Annotated in this window: 11 protein-coding genes; 9 read left to right on the top strand and 2 right to left on the bottom strand. The window is 64.7% G+C overall.

Features of this window, described 5'->3' with window-relative positions:
* Positions 1-2 precede the first annotated feature (2 nt).
* On the bottom strand, positions 3-713 hold the full coding sequence (locus ACQR13_RS22120) for a DUF1223 domain-containing protein (protein ID WP_315753213.1): 711 nt from the start codon (positions 711-713) through the stop codon (positions 3-5).
* A 360-nt stretch (positions 714-1,073) separates the two neighbouring features.
* On the opposite strand from ACQR13_RS22120, the gene ACQR13_RS22115 reads away from it, so the two are divergent.
* The 9 genes from ACQR13_RS22115 (at position 1,074) to ACQR13_RS22075 (ending at position 12,603) form a co-directional block, all read left to right on the top strand.
* Positions 1,074-2,081 carry a Gfo/Idh/MocA family protein gene (locus ACQR13_RS22115; protein WP_315712777.1) on the top strand — a complete coding sequence of 336 codons (1,008 nt, stop codon included), beginning with the start codon at positions 1,074-1,076 and terminating at the stop codon, positions 2,079-2,081.
* 55 nt (positions 2,082-2,136) lie between these two features.
* A complete protein-coding gene (locus ACQR13_RS22110) occupies positions 2,137-3,288 on the top strand; it encodes a DegT/DnrJ/EryC1/StrS family aminotransferase (protein WP_434863243.1) in 1,152 nt (383 codons plus the stop codon).
* 1,328 nt (positions 3,289-4,616) lie between these two features.
* Complete coding sequence (locus ACQR13_RS22105) at positions 4,617-4,859, top strand: hypothetical protein (RefSeq protein WP_316201839.1); 243 nt, start codon at positions 4,617-4,619, stop codon at positions 4,857-4,859.
* Positions 4,856-5,581, top strand: a complete 726-nt coding sequence (locus tag ACQR13_RS22100; protein ID WP_316201840.1) for a hypothetical protein — start codon at positions 4,856-4,858, stop codon at positions 5,579-5,581. Before ACQR13_RS22105 ends, ACQR13_RS22100 begins: the two co-directional genes overlap by 4 nt.
* Positions 5,582-5,657: 76 nt before the next feature.
* Positions 5,658-6,695, top strand: a complete 1,038-nt coding sequence (locus tag ACQR13_RS22095; protein ID WP_434841830.1) for a trypsin-like peptidase domain-containing protein — start codon at positions 5,658-5,660, stop codon at positions 6,693-6,695.
* A gap of 268 nt (positions 6,696-6,963) precedes the next feature.
* Positions 6,964-8,493, top strand: coding sequence for a murein biosynthesis integral membrane protein MurJ (gene murJ, locus ACQR13_RS22090; protein WP_315753210.1), 1,530 nt, complete (start codon positions 6,964-6,966; stop codon positions 8,491-8,493).
* Between the two features lie 152 nt (positions 8,494-8,645).
* On the top strand, positions 8,646-10,955 hold the full coding sequence (locus tag ACQR13_RS22085; protein WP_316201842.1) for a xanthine dehydrogenase family protein molybdopterin-binding subunit: 2,310 nt from the start codon (positions 8,646-8,648) through the stop codon (positions 10,953-10,955).
* A 129-nt stretch (positions 10,956-11,084) separates the two neighbouring features.
* Entirely contained in the window at positions 11,085-11,534 is a 450-nt protein-coding gene (locus ACQR13_RS22080; RefSeq protein ID WP_315753208.1) for a c-type cytochrome, read from the top strand.
* A 148-nt stretch (positions 11,535-11,682) separates the two neighbouring features.
* Complete coding sequence (locus ACQR13_RS22075; RefSeq protein ID WP_316201843.1) at positions 11,683-12,603, top strand: cytochrome c; 921 nt, start codon at positions 11,683-11,685, stop codon at positions 12,601-12,603.
* 27 nt (positions 12,604-12,630) lie between these two features.
* On the opposite strand, the gene ACQR13_RS22070 is transcribed toward ACQR13_RS22075, so the two are convergent.
* Complete coding sequence (locus ACQR13_RS22070; RefSeq protein WP_315753207.1) at positions 12,631-13,791, bottom strand: ABC transporter substrate-binding protein; 1,161 nt, start codon at positions 13,789-13,791, stop codon at positions 12,631-12,633.
* Positions 13,792-14,004: the final 213 nt, after the last annotated feature.

The raw sequence follows: 14,004 nt of genomic DNA, 5'->3' as shown, positions 1-14,004 counted from the left end.
TACTACAATCGCGCCGCGCCGACGATGCGCCCGTCCGCCGCTTCGAGAATCACGGCGGCATCCTCGCCCTCCGGCATGGGTTCGGTGAGGCGCAGCGCGGTGCCGCTCCAATCCCCGAGCGGACGCACCGAGCGCACCACGTTGAGCTCCTCCAGCGTGCGGCCGCCATTCTCGCCGCGGCGGATCGCCGTTTCATGCCGATGATCGAAGCCGACCAGGAGGAGGCGTCCGCGTCCTTCGCCGCCGTCGACCTCGACCGTGAGCCTGTCGCCATCGCGCGCGAGCTTGAGCCGCGCCGCCGTCGCGCTCGCGCCCCTGGCGCGATCGATCGCGGCTCCCACCTCGGCCCTGTTGGAGCCGACATGACCCGTCACCCCGTCGACGACGATCTCCGGCGTGTAGGAGCCGTCGCCGAAGCGGCTGCCGTAGCGGGCCTGGCGATCGGTGGCGGCCGGCAACGAGAACGGATCCTTCCAGCCGAGCCGGTCCCAATAGGTGACGTGAAAGGCGAGCGGCAGCACGTCGCGGCGCTGCCGCACCAGCTCGTTCAGATAGGCATTTGCAGGCGGGCAGGAGGAGCAGCCCTGCGAGGTGAAGAGCTCGATGACGACAGGCCGATCCACCGCGGCCACCGACGGCGACCACGGAGCAAGCGAGGCGAGCAGCACGGCGAAGGATGAGGCGTAGCGGAGCGAGGCAAGGCTGAGGGTCATGGGTGTTCTCCCGCGATGTGACGTGATCTCCTTCGCCGGCGGGATCCACCGTGTTACCTCCCGCCGTAGCCAACACGCAGGCGTGAAGACGCATCGACCGTTACCTTCGCGGCCTGTCGTGACGCGTGAGCAGGGCGCTCGCCACACGTGAAGGGCATCGTGCACGCCGTTCAAAAGACAGCGCTTTTCGTCCGCACCCGATGTAACTTTCTGAATCAAATCGTGTCCTGAAAAGGGTTTCCGCATTCGCCTCGCTTCAAGCGGCATGCTAGGAGAGCTTCGACCGGTGATTTGCCGTTCGTTAACCGTTGCGGCCAATCCGTGACGTCGCAATCCGGGGACATTGATGGGGTCGATGACATGAGTTCCAAGGGGGCGGGCCACAAGGCCGAGCTGAGGCAGGCGCTGCGAGTCGGCGTGATCGGAGCCGGCGTGATGGGCAGCAATCATGCCCGCGTGCTCGCCGGTCTGCCCGACGTGCACCTCGTCGGCGTCGTCGATCCGCTGCCGGCGCATCGCAGCCGCGTCACCGAGCTTGCGAACTGCCCGACCTTCGAGACGCTCGATGAGCTCGTCGCCGAGGGCGTCGACGCCGTGACGATCGCCGCTCCCACCCATCTGCATCACGAGCTCGCGCTCGCCTGCATCGCCCGCAAGGTGCATCTGCTCGTCGAGAAGCCGATCGCCTCCACGGTCGAGGAAGGCAAGGAGATCGTCTCGGCCGCGCACCGCGCCGGCGTCACCCTGATGATCGGCCATGTCGAGCGCTTCAATCCGGCGGTTGCCGCGATCAAGAAGGCGATCGCCGGCGAGGACATCCTGTCGATCGCGATCACCCGCGTCGGCCCGTTCCCGCCGCGCATGTCCAATGTCGGCGTCGTCATCGACCTCGCCGTGCACGACATCGACCTGATCCGCTGGTTCACCGAGTCCGACATCATCGAGGTGCAGCCGCAGCTCTCCAGCGCGGTCGCCGAGCGCGAGGACATCGCGCTTCTGCAGTTCCGCACCGCCTCGGGCGTGCTGGCCCACATCAACACCAACTGGTTGACGCCGTTCAAGGCGCGCAACGTCACCGTGGCGACGCGCGGCAAGTACATCATGGGCGACCTGCTCACCCGCCAGGTCACCGAATGCTTCGGCTTCAAGCCGGACGGCAGCTACTCGATGCGGCATCTCCCGGTCGGCCATGACGAGCCTCTCCGCGCCGAGCTGATCGCGTTCCTGCATGCGGTGCGCTCGGGCACGTCGCCCGCCGTCACCGGCGACGAGGGCGTCGCGAGTCTGGCGATCGCCACGCAGTGCCTGGAAACCTCGAGCCATCGTCCGGCCGAGGCCGCCGCCACCAAGCTGCGTGCGGCCGGCTAGCCGGCCCGGCCTTCGCTTCATCCTCATTTCCGTTTGCGAACATGTGTCAGAGCTCATGAACCAGCACCTGCGTCATCAGCCCATTCCGTTCATCGACACCGCCGCGCAGCGCCAGCGGCTCGGCAAGTCGCTCGATGACGCCGTCGCCCGCGTGCTGGCGCATTGCCAGTTTCTCGGCGGCCCCGAAATCATCCAGCTCGAGAAGGAGCTGGCTGAATTCTGCGGCGCCAAATACGCCGTGAGCTGCTCCAGCGGCACCGACGCGCTGCTGATGGTGCTGATGGCCCAGGGCATTGGCCCCGGCGACGCGGTGCTGTGCCCGTCCTTCACCTTCAGCGCCACCGGCGAAGCGGTGGCGCTGACCGGCGCCACGCCGGTGTTCGTCGACGTGCTGGAGGACACCTTCAACATCGATCCGGCCTCGCTCCGCCGCGGCATCGCCACCGCGAAGCGGCTTGGCCTGAAGCCGAAGGCCGTCATCCCAGTCGACCTGTTCGGGCAGAGCGCCGACCACGATGCGGTCGCCGCGATCGCGGGGGACGAATGCCTGTTCGTGCTCGACGACGCAGCCCAAGGTTTTGGCGCCAGCTACAAGGGCCGCCGCATCGGCACCTTCGGCCTCGCCACCGCCACCAGCTTCTATCCGGCCAAGCCGCTCGGCTGCTTCGGCGACGGCGGCGCCATCCTCACCGACGATGCCGGCCTCTTGGAGCGCCTGCGCAGCGTGCGCGCCCATGGTGGCGGCAGCGACAAATACGACAATGTCCGCCTCGGCCTCACCGCGCGGCTCGACACCATCCAGGCTGCGGTGCTGATCGAGAAGCTCAAGATCTTCGAGGACGAGATCGCCGCGCGCAACGCGGTGGCCGAGCGCTACACCGCGGCGCTGGCCGACGTCGTGAAGGTGCCGCGCCTCGCCGAGGGCTGCACCTCGGTCTGGGCGCAATACACCATCCGCCTGCCCAAGGGCGTCGACCGCGACACCTTCGCTGCCGCGCTGAAGGCGCAGGGCATTCCGACCGCGATCTACTATCCGAAATCGATGCATCAGCAGACCGCCTACCGCATCTTCCCGAGCGCCGATGGCGGCCTGCCGGTCAGCGAGCAGCTGTCCAGCGATGTCATCAGCCTGCCGATGCACGCCTATCTCGACGAGCCGACGCAAGGGCGCATCATCGACGTCGTCCGCGGCGCCGTCCGCGCCTGAGGCCTTACGCATCCTTGACGTCACGCCGCTTGCTGCGGCGCGGCTCACAGCGCCGCGGGCGATCTGCCCCGTTGGCAGCCCCAAATCACACTGTCGTCCCGGCGAACGCCGGGACCCATACCGCGTGATCTCTGAAACGGGCAGGCGGCCCGATCCACGCGCCCCATCGGCCGCACGGCGTATGGATCCCGGATCAGCGCCCGCCGCCGCTTTGCGTCGGCCGGCTTGTCCGGGATGATAGCGGAGTGCTTGGCACGCATCTCGCTCCTTCTCCGGTGTTGTTCGTGCTGACGCCGCATCGACACACTCATCGTCATTGCGAGCGAAGCGACTTGTCCGCCATAGCCCGAAGGGCGACGGCGGAAGCAATCCAGAGCCCCGGGTGGGACTCTGGATTGCTTCGTCGCTTCGCTCCTCGCAATGACGGCGGTGAGACATAACTCCGCTCTCTCGCGGCGCTGATCGCGTCCGAGCTTTGCTGTTCGTCCTGCCCTCTCCTCGAAGAGGGCACGGGGAATGCCGGGCGCTGGCCGCACCCATGGCCCGCCTGCGAAAAAAATGCAGGCGGCAGGAACCACAGGTTCAGCCGAGACATCCCGGCATTCCCCGCGCGATGGATGGAACGGCTGCTTCGCGTTCTCCCCGGTGCTCCGGGCTTTTTGGCCACCGTCATCGGCACTGCGCTTTGCGCATCAGCACCAACTTGGCATCAGCGTCGGGATGCCAGGACCACGCGACTTGACCGTGCGCATCGACGTCGTTCGTCGGCATGGAGAACCACGCTGCAATATCGACACGCCCACCGCATCCCGCCTCAACGTCCGTGACGACCGCGAAGCGCCCCTCTGATCGAGACGGGACGGCGACATACAATCATGATTTCTGATAAAAAGAAAGCGGAATATTCTTCCGGCACGGGGCGGATCGGGGGATGCGCTTGAAGTGGTTCGCGAAATGAGTTTTTTGGCGCGCGCGATTTGGACGACGCAACGCGGGTTCAGCAGGCGGGGCGATAGACCGCATCGCACTATCAACCGAGTTGGCTGGAAAGCTGGTCCCCTGCTTTGGCTTTCCTCGTGTTAGCCCGCTGACTGACCTGCCTCCAGCCTCGATCAGCATGTCACTCAGGCTGCCATCTGAATTCCGGCGGGACAGATCCGGTCCGCTAGTTCACCCCTGCGTGCTGAGACGCCCCATGCCGGAGCGAAAGCCGCACGCTCGGCGCTAAGGATGGATCGGACGGGCCGTCGAGCCTGCATTGGGCGAATATTGGACTCCAAAGCGGCATCTCATGCTACCTTAGGATGATGGTCGCAGAGGAGGGACGCATGCCGTGGAAGCTCACGACAGTCGCTGATACCCAGGTGCCCAATGGGCAGATCCTGCCTGGCTTCAACCTCCAGCAAGAGCGAAAATCCCCGTCCGTAAGGCCACACTTCGAGGATACGACGAAGGCGAGCAAGGCTCGCGACCTGATGCAACAGATTCTCGATAGCGAAATCGCTCAACGCTTCCGCGGCCTGAAGTCCTCGAGTGACGTCTCTCTCGTCCGAATGCCGGTGCAGCTATGAAATTTCCCACGAAGTGGCTTACCTACAAGCAGCGTATCCAGGCAGACGTGCGAGAGGCGCTCACTCAACATGGGGCCGACGACTTCTTCGATCATTCGTTCGTAGAAGCCATTGCTGGACAGGTAAAGCAGCAGGAGGAATGGCTTCTAAAGCTGTTCGCGCTGCAAGCTGCCGTCATCGCCTTTTTAATTGTAGGCTTCGTGTCTCCGGATGCCAAGAGCTCGCTCTTCAGCGTTGAATTGAAAAGCATCCAAGGAATTCGTGAAGTACTCTTGGCGGTCTCTTCCACCGCGGCTGTCTTCATGGCTGCACTGACTTACTCGCGAGATGCTGCGCTACATGTCGCTTCAGCGGTAGCCGAAGGAACCGTAGCATCCGAACTAAAGCACTTCGGCGTGTTTATCATCCCAACCGCGTTCAACGTGAGGATCTACATTCCGCGCGAGCACGACCGCTGGCAATTTGGATTATGGCACGGAAAAGCGTTTGTCATTGTTGCTGCGCTTCTCATAGTTGTAATGGTTTGCATCGCGATCGCAGCTTCCTTCGCGGTTCATTGGGCTCTCATCTATGACATTTGGCAGCATCCATCCCTTGGACGTTGGTCCACAGTGGCACTGATTTATGTGTTATTGACCTACGTCTTCAATCTCGTTCTCATGCTCCGGATGACGTTACCCTTCCCGTACGTCGACAAGGGGGCGCTGAAAGCGAGGCGCTGATGCTCGCAGCGAGTAGGGCGGATGGCAATTCGCCCTACGGGCTACTCCAGTGTCTTGCTGCGGCGATGGGGATCGCATGAAAATCTTGAAACTCTTCTGGCGGCAGCAGCAAGACGGCGCATACGCCATTGTGGATATGAAAGGGCTGGATCTCTTGGGACCAGAACGATCTGGACAGGAGTTTTTTGCTGTTCGTGACGACGTTGTCTTAACCCAAACACCCCCTGTCGGCGGAACGATCAGGTCCGCCTTAGGCGAAAGCATTGTGCCGGTCGTCGCCGTCGCCAATGGCGAACGTAGAGTACGATGCGTAGGCACTGCGTTCTTCATTAGTTGCTCAGGGTTGTTGGTCACCGCAGCGCATGTCATCACCGATCCGATTGATCGACGGTATGGAAATGTGCGCGAGGCTGAGGGGCAAGTCATTGAGACGCAAGGACTCGCTTTCGGCGTGCTCGTGCCGAACAATCCGCTGTTCCAAGCCCCAGGCTTCGCGTTCTATCCCTTCGAGTGGTCGATGCTCATGGCGCAGTCTCGCGACGCGCCATTCTCGTTCAGAGGTGTTGATGTCAAAATCACTTATGACATTGCGATATGTAAGGTGCCGGCGCGGACAAACACGAATTATCCGCACCAGCCTTTGACGCTCGTGCAGTCGGGCGTGATCGGCGTAGGCATGCGCGAAGGATCGGAAGCGCATGCGCTTGGTTATGCAGACATGTCGGATTTCGAACTCAACGTGAATGCTGCAGGGCAGATTTTCATCTCACAGCCACAGTTCGATCTGCATGGCTCGGTGGGCAAAATCATTCAGTTCTTTCCGGACAATTTGATCAAGCGGGATGTATCGACGCCGGGGCCATGCTTCTCATTCGGCGCCAAAATTCCAGGTGGCATGAGCGGTGGCCCAATTTTCGATAAGGAAGGCGTTTATGTCTATGGAGTAATTAGCAAGGGCTGGGAAAATCAAGAAGGGCCTGAGAATTTCAGCTTCGGGTCGATGCTGCGCCCCTCGATGGGTATCCCAATTGCGAGAATGGGCGGGAAGAGCCTCGACGCAATGCAGATGGCTCAGGCGGAAGGGATAGCCGTCCTGCGTGGGGCAGGTATGTAGTGTTGTACGGACTTGAGCTGGCTGAAAAGAGGCCGCCGGGGCTGAAGCGAGGGGCAGCCATACCTCGTTTCATGATATGCGATTGTCCTGCCGCGAGCGGGGAAGGTTTTGGGCCGACGCCCTCGCAGGTGGGAGATGATCTTAACCAGCCTTGGGCTCGCAAGCGGGCAGAGGGGGCCAGCTGCCGTGTCGCCACACTTTGGCCCCAAGCGGCCATCGCCCACGTTCTCCGCTTCAAACTCTCCCCCCAATGCTCTAGAAGCCCCCCATGCTTGGACGTATCTTCACCGTCGGCGGCTATACGCTGCTGTCGCGCCTCACCGGCTTTGCCCGCGACATCATGCTGGCGGCGATTCTCGGCGCTGGGCCGGTGGCGGATGCGTTCTTCATTGCGTTCCGGCTGCCTAATCATTTCCGGGCGATCTTCGCCGAGGGGGCGTTCAACGCGGCCTTCGTGCCGGCCTATGCGCATGTCCATGGCGAAAAGGGGCCGGCCTCGGCGAGCCTGTTTGCCGACCGCATCTTCACCCTGCTGCTGGCCTCGCAAATCGTGCTGCTGGTCCTCGCCTGGGTGTTCATGCCGCAGGCGATGACGATCCTGGCGCCCGGCTTCACCGACGATCCGGCGCAGCGGGACCTGGCGATCACGCTGACCCGGATCACCTTTCCGTACCTGCTGTTGATCACGCTGGTGACGCTGTATGGCGGCATGCTCAACGTGATGCAGCGTTTCGCCAGCGCTGCGGCGGCGTCGATCTTCCTCAATCTCGCGATGATGGGGACCTTGGCGCTGGCGGCGTTCTTCCCCGGCGTCGGTCATGCCGCGGCCTGGGGCGTGCTGATCTCGGGCTTCCTGCAATATTTCCTGCTCGCCGGCGATCTCGCCCGTCACGGCGGGCTGCCGCGCTTCGCGCCGCTCAAGCTCGACGACGACATCCGCGCCTTCTTCAAGGCGCTGGGGCCGGCCACGCTCGGCTCGATGGGCACGCAGGTGGCGATGTTCGCCGACACCATCATCGCGACGTTCCTCCCCGCGGGCGCGATCTCGGCGCTGTATTATGCCGACCGTCTCAACCAATTGCCGATCGGCGTGATCGGCATCGCCATCGGCACCGTGCTGCTGCCGGAAATGTCGCGGCGGCTGACGGCGAACGATCATGAAGGGGCCATGGAGCAGCAGCGCCGCGCCTTCGAGTTCACGCTGCTGTTCTCGGTGCCGTTCGTCGCCGCCTTCCTCGCGGTGCCCGACGTCATCACGCGGGCGATGTTCGCGCGCGGCGCCTTCACCAAGGGCGATGCGGCGGCGGCGGGTGCGACGCTTGCCGCCTATGCCGTCGGCCTCATTCCGTTCGTGATGATCCGCAGCGCGGTCTCGACCTTCTACGCTCGGAAGGACACGGCCACGCCGGTGAAGGCCTCGCTCACCGGGCTGACCGCCAACGTCGTGCTGAAGGTGCTGCTGATGGGCTCGCTGGCCCAGGTCGGCCTCGCGCTGGCGACGGCCGTCGGCGCCTGGATCAACCTGCTGCTCGTGCTCGGCTTCGCCGTGCACAAGGGCTATCTGCGCTTCGATCGGCGGCTCACCATGTCGCTGCTGAAATTTGCCGGAACCGGCGTGGTGCTCGCGGCGGCGCTGTGGGCGACGGCGTTGGTGGCATCGGCCCATCTCGCTTCGCTCGGCCGCTTGCAGGACGAAGCCGTTCTCGGCCTGTTGATCGTGGTGGGGGCCGTCATTTATGCCGGCGCCATTCTGGTGCTGTTCGGCCCGCGCTGGCTCAAGGCCCTCGTGCGGCGCTGATGTTTGCGCTGCAGCATCGAGCTGGTGGCATGCCTGCCGAGAGTTGACCGCGCGTGGGTCCAGGGGCGGCCATATGGCGTTTGCGCGAGTCTTCGTTCCGCTGCAATATGCCGTCCAATATTTGCGACAATGCAAGCGGGAAGTGAAACCAGATGGCAGCTCCTATCAAGTTCGGCGTCGGACAAAGCGTTCTCCGGAAAGAGGACGACGCGCTGATTCGCGGCAAGGGCCGCTATACCGATGATCTGGCGCCGGCTGCCGCCTTGCATGCGCTGGTGCTGCGCTCGCCGCATGCCCATGCCAAGTTCACCATCGATGTCACCCAGGCGCGGCTCTTGCCGGGCGTGGCGCTGATCCTGACCGCCGCCGACACCGCGGAGCTCGGTGGGCTGCCCTGCCTGTTCAATCTCGAGACCGATCCCTTCACCGCGCCGCCTTATCCGATCCTCGCCAAGAACGAGGTGCGCCACGTCGGTGACGCCATCGCCTTCGTCGTCGCCGATACGCTGGATCACGCGCGCGACGCGCTGGAGGCGATCAAGGTCGAGTGGACGACCTTGCCGGCCGTGACCGGCGTCGTGAACGCGATCAAGCCGGATGCGCCGCAGGTGTGGGCCGAACACAAGGGCAATGTGCTGTTCGACGTTTCGATCGGTGACAAGTCCGCGACCGAGGCGGCCTTCGCGAAAGCGCATGCGGTGGCCGAGATCCGCATCGTCAATCCGCGCGTGGTGGCGAGCTTCATGGAGACGCGCGCCGCGGTCTGCGAATACGACACCAAGCGCGATCATCTGACCCTGACGGCGGGCAGCCAGGGCAGCCACCGGCTGCGCGACATCCTCTGCCAGAACGTGCTGAAGATCCCGACCGAGAAGATGCGGGTGATCTGCCCCGACGTCGGCGGCGGCTTCGGCACAAAATTGTTTCCCTACCGGGAGTATGCGCTGCTCGCGGTCGCCGCGCAGCGGCTGCGCAAGTCGGTGCGCTGGGCCGCCGACCGCTCCGAGCATTTCATGGGCGACGCGCAGGGCCGCGACAACGTCACCACGGCGAAGATGGCGCTGGCCGAGGACGGCAAGTTCCTCGCCATGGACGTCGACCTGATGGGCGACATGGGCGCCTATCTCTCGACCTTCGCGCCCTACATCCCGCATGGCGGCGCCGGCATGCTGCCGGGGCTCTACGACATCCAGGCGTTCCACTGCCGGGTGCGCACGATCTTCACCCACACCGTTCCGGTCGACGCCTATCGCGGCGCGGGCCGCCCCGAGGCAGCGTACGTCATCGAGCGCCTGGTCGATGCCTGCGCGCGCAAGCTCGACATGAGCGTCGATGCGATCAGGCGCAAGAACTTCATTCCGCCGCGCGCGCTGCCCTACAAGACCGCGACCGGCAAGGTCTATGATTCCGGCGACTTCAATGCGCATCTCAAGCGCGCGATGGAGATCGCGCAGTGGAAGGAGTTTCCGAAGCGCGCCAAGGCTGCGAAGAAGCACGGGCTGATCCGCGGCATCGGGCTCGCGAGCTATGTCGAGGTCTGCGGCACCATGGGCGAGGAGACCGCGAACGTGCGGCTCGATCCCAACGGCGACGTCACCATCCTGATCGGCACGCAGTCGAGCGGGCAGGGCCACCAGACCGCCTACGCCCAGATCGTCGCCGAGCAGTTCGGCCTGCCGCCGGAGCGCGTGCACATCCACCAGGGCGACACGGCCGAAATCGCGACCGGCCTCGGCACCGGTGGCTCGGCCTCGATTCCCTCCGGCGGCGTCAGCGTGCAGCGCGCCACCCATGAGCTCGGCGACAAGCTCAAGCAGATCGCGGCGGAAGCACTCGAGGCCGGCCTCGGCGATCTCGAGATCGCCGACGGCGTGATCCGCGTCGCCGGCACCGACCGCGCGATCTCGTTCGCCGATCTCGCCAAGCGTCCGGGCACAGATCCCGCCAAGCTCAACGGCAGCGCCACCTTCGCCAGCGCCGATGGCACCTATCCGAACGGCACGCATGTGGCCGAGGTCGAGATCGATCCGGCGACCGGCATCATCAAGATCGTCAACTACGTCATCGTCGACGATTTCGGCGTGACGCTGAATCCGCTGCTGCTGGCCGGCCAGGTGCATGGCGGTGCGGTGCAGGGCATCGGCCAGGCGCTGATGGAGCAGGTGGTCTACAGCAACTCCGACGCTCAGCTCGTCACCGGCAGCTTCATGGACTACGCGCTGCCGCGCGCCGCCGACGCGCCGTCCTTCACCTTCGAGACCCACAACGTGCCCTGCAAGACCAATCCGATGGGCGTCAAGGGCGCCGGCGAAGCGGGCGCGATTGGCTCCTGTCCGGCCGTCGTCAATGCGATCGTCGAAGCCCTCTGGCGCGAGTACAAGATTGATCACATCGACATGCCGGCGACCCCGGAGCGCGTCTGGATCGCGATCCGGGAGCAGCATCGCCGTCATAGTCTCTGAGTACTCTCCCTCCGGATCTCCTCCGATATCCGCCTCAATTCCGGAATAACCCGCCGGCTGAGGGGTTGACCACCCAAGCGACCCGTCCAGGTGGGCTGGACGGGATTGTGACAACAAAGGAGCGAATTGATGAAGCGGACTGTCGTGGCTGTCGCAGCTTTGCTGCTAGGGGCCGGCGCCGTGATGGCACAGCAGGATCTGGTCAAGCATAGCCAGGACACGATGAAGGCCAACGCCAAGAACCTCGGCGGTGTCCTGATCGCGATGGTCAAGGGCGAGAAGCCGTATGATCAGGCCGCCGTCAATGCCGCTCTGGCGCAGCTCGAGGAGACCGCCAAGAAGCTGCCGACGATGTATCCGGCGAGCCTGAAGGGCGCCAAGTTCGAAGGCGACTACGGTCCGTCGCCGAAGATCTGGGAAGACCAGGCCGGCTTCAAGGCCAAGATCGAGACCTTCGGCAAGGTCGTCACCGAGGCCAAGGCCAAGATCAAGGATCTCGACAGCCTGAAGGCGACCGCGCCGGGCATCGGCAAGGAATGTGGCGGTTGTCACGAGACCTTCCGTCTCAAGAACAGTTGATCTGACCAGCCATCAACGGGGGCGGACGCGACATGGCGTCCGCCCCCGTTTGTTTGCGCCGCGCGGGCGTCCTGACGTATCACGGCGCCGCCGAGCTCCGGTGATGATCGCCGGGCCGACGATATCCTCCTGCTGTGACGGAGCCACCATGCTACGCCGCCTCCTGCTTGCTCTCTGCGTGCTCGGCGCCGCCGGCATGGCGGTGTTCTGGTGGCTGACCCAGCCGTCGACGATCACGCTCGCAGCGGCGACGCGCGCGCCGGATCTCGCCAACGGGCAGGAGATGTTCAACATCGGTGGCTGCGCGTCCTGTCACGCGGTGCCGAACCAGCCGGATCGACTGAAGCTCGGCGGCGGTCTGCCGCTGAGCTCGCCGTTCGGCACCTTCTATGCGCCCAACATCTCGCCCGACCCCACTGACGGTATCGGGCGCTGGAGCGAGGCCGAGTTCGTCAATGCGGTGGTGAGCGGCGTGTCGCCGGACGGCAGCCACTACTACCCGGCGTTTCCCTATCCCTCCTACGCGGCGGCGAAGATCGACGACGTCCGCGATCTCTTCGCCTACATGAAGACGCTGCCGCCGGTCGCCGGCGCCTCGCGCGCGCACGACATGCCATTCCCGTTCAACATCCGTCGCACCGTTGGGGTCTGGAAGCTGCTGTTCTTCGACGACAGGCCGTTTGCCGCCAACGCCGCGCGCCCGGCGGAGTGGAATCGCGGCGCCTATCTGGTCAATACGCTCGGCCATTGCGCCGAGTGCCACAGCCCGCGCAACGCGCTCGGCGGCATCGTTTCGGCGCAGCGTCTGGCGGGTGGGCCGGATCCGGAAGGTCAGGGCTTCGTGCCGAACATCACCCAGAAGGGCCTGGCGGACTGGAGCGAGAGCGACATCAGCTATTTCCTCGAGACCGGACAGCTGCCCGACGGCGACAGCGCCGGCGGCTCGATGGCGCGGGTGATCCGCAACACCTCGCAGCTCACGCCCGAGGATCGCAAGGCGATGGCGGTCTATCTGAAATCGCTGCCGCCGGCGGAAGGCCCGCCGAAGCCGAAGAAGCCGGCAAGCTGATCAGTTCGGCGAGCGCGCGCACGCAGGTCAGATCGGCTTGAAGCTGCCGTCGCTCTGGATCACCGTCAGCGATACCGGCGGTGGATTCTCCTTGCGCGCGTTGCCGAAGCTGACCACCAGTCCGCCGATGTCGAACTGGCCGACCTCGTTGATGATGCGGAGCAGCTCGGCGCGGGTCGGGTTCGGCCCGGTCATCGCCAGGGCGCGGGCCACCAGGCGGCCGGTGATGTAGCCCTCGAGCCCGATGAAATCCGGCGTCTGGCTCGGATCGAGCGTCTTCATCGCGGCCTGGTAGTCGGCGACGACGCGGAGGTCGGTGTCCCACGGAAACGGGACCACCTCGGAGACGATGACGCCGCGTCCCTCCGGACCGAGCTCCTTTGCAAGGGCATTGCCACCGACAAAGGACACCGCCGAGAACGTCGGGTTGAAGCCGCTGCGATGCGCCATCTTGATGAACTCGGCGCACGGGCCGTAGGTGCCGACCAGGATCACCGCTTCCGGCTCCGCGCGCCGGATGACCTTGAGCGCCGCGCCGACCGCGCGCGTGTTGCGCTCGAACGTGCCTTCGGCCGCGAGCTCGAGGCCGCGGCGATCGAGATGCGTCTTCACGCCGGCCAGCACGTCGCGGCCGAACGAGTCATCCTGATAGAAGATGGCGATGCGGGTGAGGTGAAGCTCTTCGGTGAGATGCTTGATCGTGGCTTCGGCCTCGGCCGCGTAGCTTGCGCGGATGTTCACGACGTTCTGGAATTCGGGCGCCCGCAGGAATTCGGCGCCCGAGATCGGCCCGATGAAGGGGACGTCGTTCGACGCCGCGATCGGCGCGGTGGCCATCGCGGTCGGGGTGCCGACGGCGCCGATCAGCGCGAACACCTTGTCCTCGTAGATCAGCTTGATGGTCTCGACCACCGAGCGATCGGGGTCGTAGCCGTCATTGCGGCTCGCCAGCTTCAGCCTGCGGCCGTAGACGCCGCCCTTGGCGTTGAGCTCGTTGAAGGCCGCCAGCAATCCCTGGCGCGCCGCCTGGCCCAGCGCGGCCGACGGGCCCTCCAGCGCCGCCACCTGGCCGAACATGATGGAGTCGTTGGTGACGCCGAGCTCGTCGGCGCGCGCAGACCCGGGCGGGAGCACGCCGGCGATCAGGGCGAGAACGATGGAGATCCGAAGGCTTGAAAACCAGTTCATTGCGATCTTCGATGCACGAGTACGCTTGATGACAACTCAGTCTAGGCGTGTTGAATGAAGACCTCGCTAAAGACGTGGCCCGCGCTTGATCGCGTTTTGGGCGGCCCTCAACAGTCAGCCGTTAACCAAGCCCGGTTTCTGGTACGCCACGACGGATCATCTTTGACCGTCCTTAACTTACCGCGGCCAGCATCGGCCGCATCGTGGTGAGGG

It is taken from the genome of Bradyrhizobium sp. HKCCYLRH3059 (assembly GCF_051168035.1).
Taxonomy (GTDB): Bacteria; Pseudomonadota; Alphaproteobacteria; order Rhizobiales; family Xanthobacteraceae; genus Bradyrhizobium.
This window is presented reverse-complemented; position numbering and strand designations above follow the sequence as displayed.

Bases quoted from the DNA above. Each gene is read 5' to 3' on its own strand.
- ACQR13_RS22120 (WP_315753213.1), bottom strand. From the start codon at position 713: ATGACCCTCAGCCTTGCCTCGCTCCGCTACGCCTCATCCTTCGCCGTG.
- ACQR13_RS22115 (WP_315712777.1), top strand. From the start codon at position 1,074: ATGAGTTCCAAGGGGGCGGGCCACAAGGCCGAGCTGAGGCAGGCGCTG.
- ACQR13_RS22110 (WP_434863243.1), top strand. From the start codon at position 2,137: ATGAACCAGCACCTGCGTCATCAGCCCATTCCGTTCATCGACACCGCC.
- ACQR13_RS22105 (WP_316201839.1), top strand. From the start codon at position 4,617: ATGCCGTGGAAGCTCACGACAGTCGCTGATACCCAGGTGCCCAATGGG.
- ACQR13_RS22100 (WP_316201840.1), top strand. From the start codon at position 4,856: ATGAAATTTCCCACGAAGTGGCTTACCTACAAGCAGCGTATCCAGGCA.
- ACQR13_RS22095 (WP_434841830.1), top strand. From the start codon at position 5,658: ATGAAAATCTTGAAACTCTTCTGGCGGCAGCAGCAAGACGGCGCATAC.
- murJ (WP_315753210.1), top strand. From the start codon at position 6,964: ATGCTTGGACGTATCTTCACCGTCGGCGGCTATACGCTGCTGTCGCGC.
- ACQR13_RS22085 (WP_316201842.1), top strand. From the start codon at position 8,646: ATGGCAGCTCCTATCAAGTTCGGCGTCGGACAAAGCGTTCTCCGGAAA.
- ACQR13_RS22080 (WP_315753208.1), top strand. From the start codon at position 11,085: ATGAAGCGGACTGTCGTGGCTGTCGCAGCTTTGCTGCTAGGGGCCGGC.
- ACQR13_RS22075 (WP_316201843.1), top strand. From the start codon at position 11,683: ATGCTACGCCGCCTCCTGCTTGCTCTCTGCGTGCTCGGCGCCGCCGGC.
- ACQR13_RS22070 (WP_315753207.1), bottom strand. From the start codon at position 13,791: ATGAACTGGTTTTCAAGCCTTCGGATCTCCATCGTTCTCGCCCTGATC.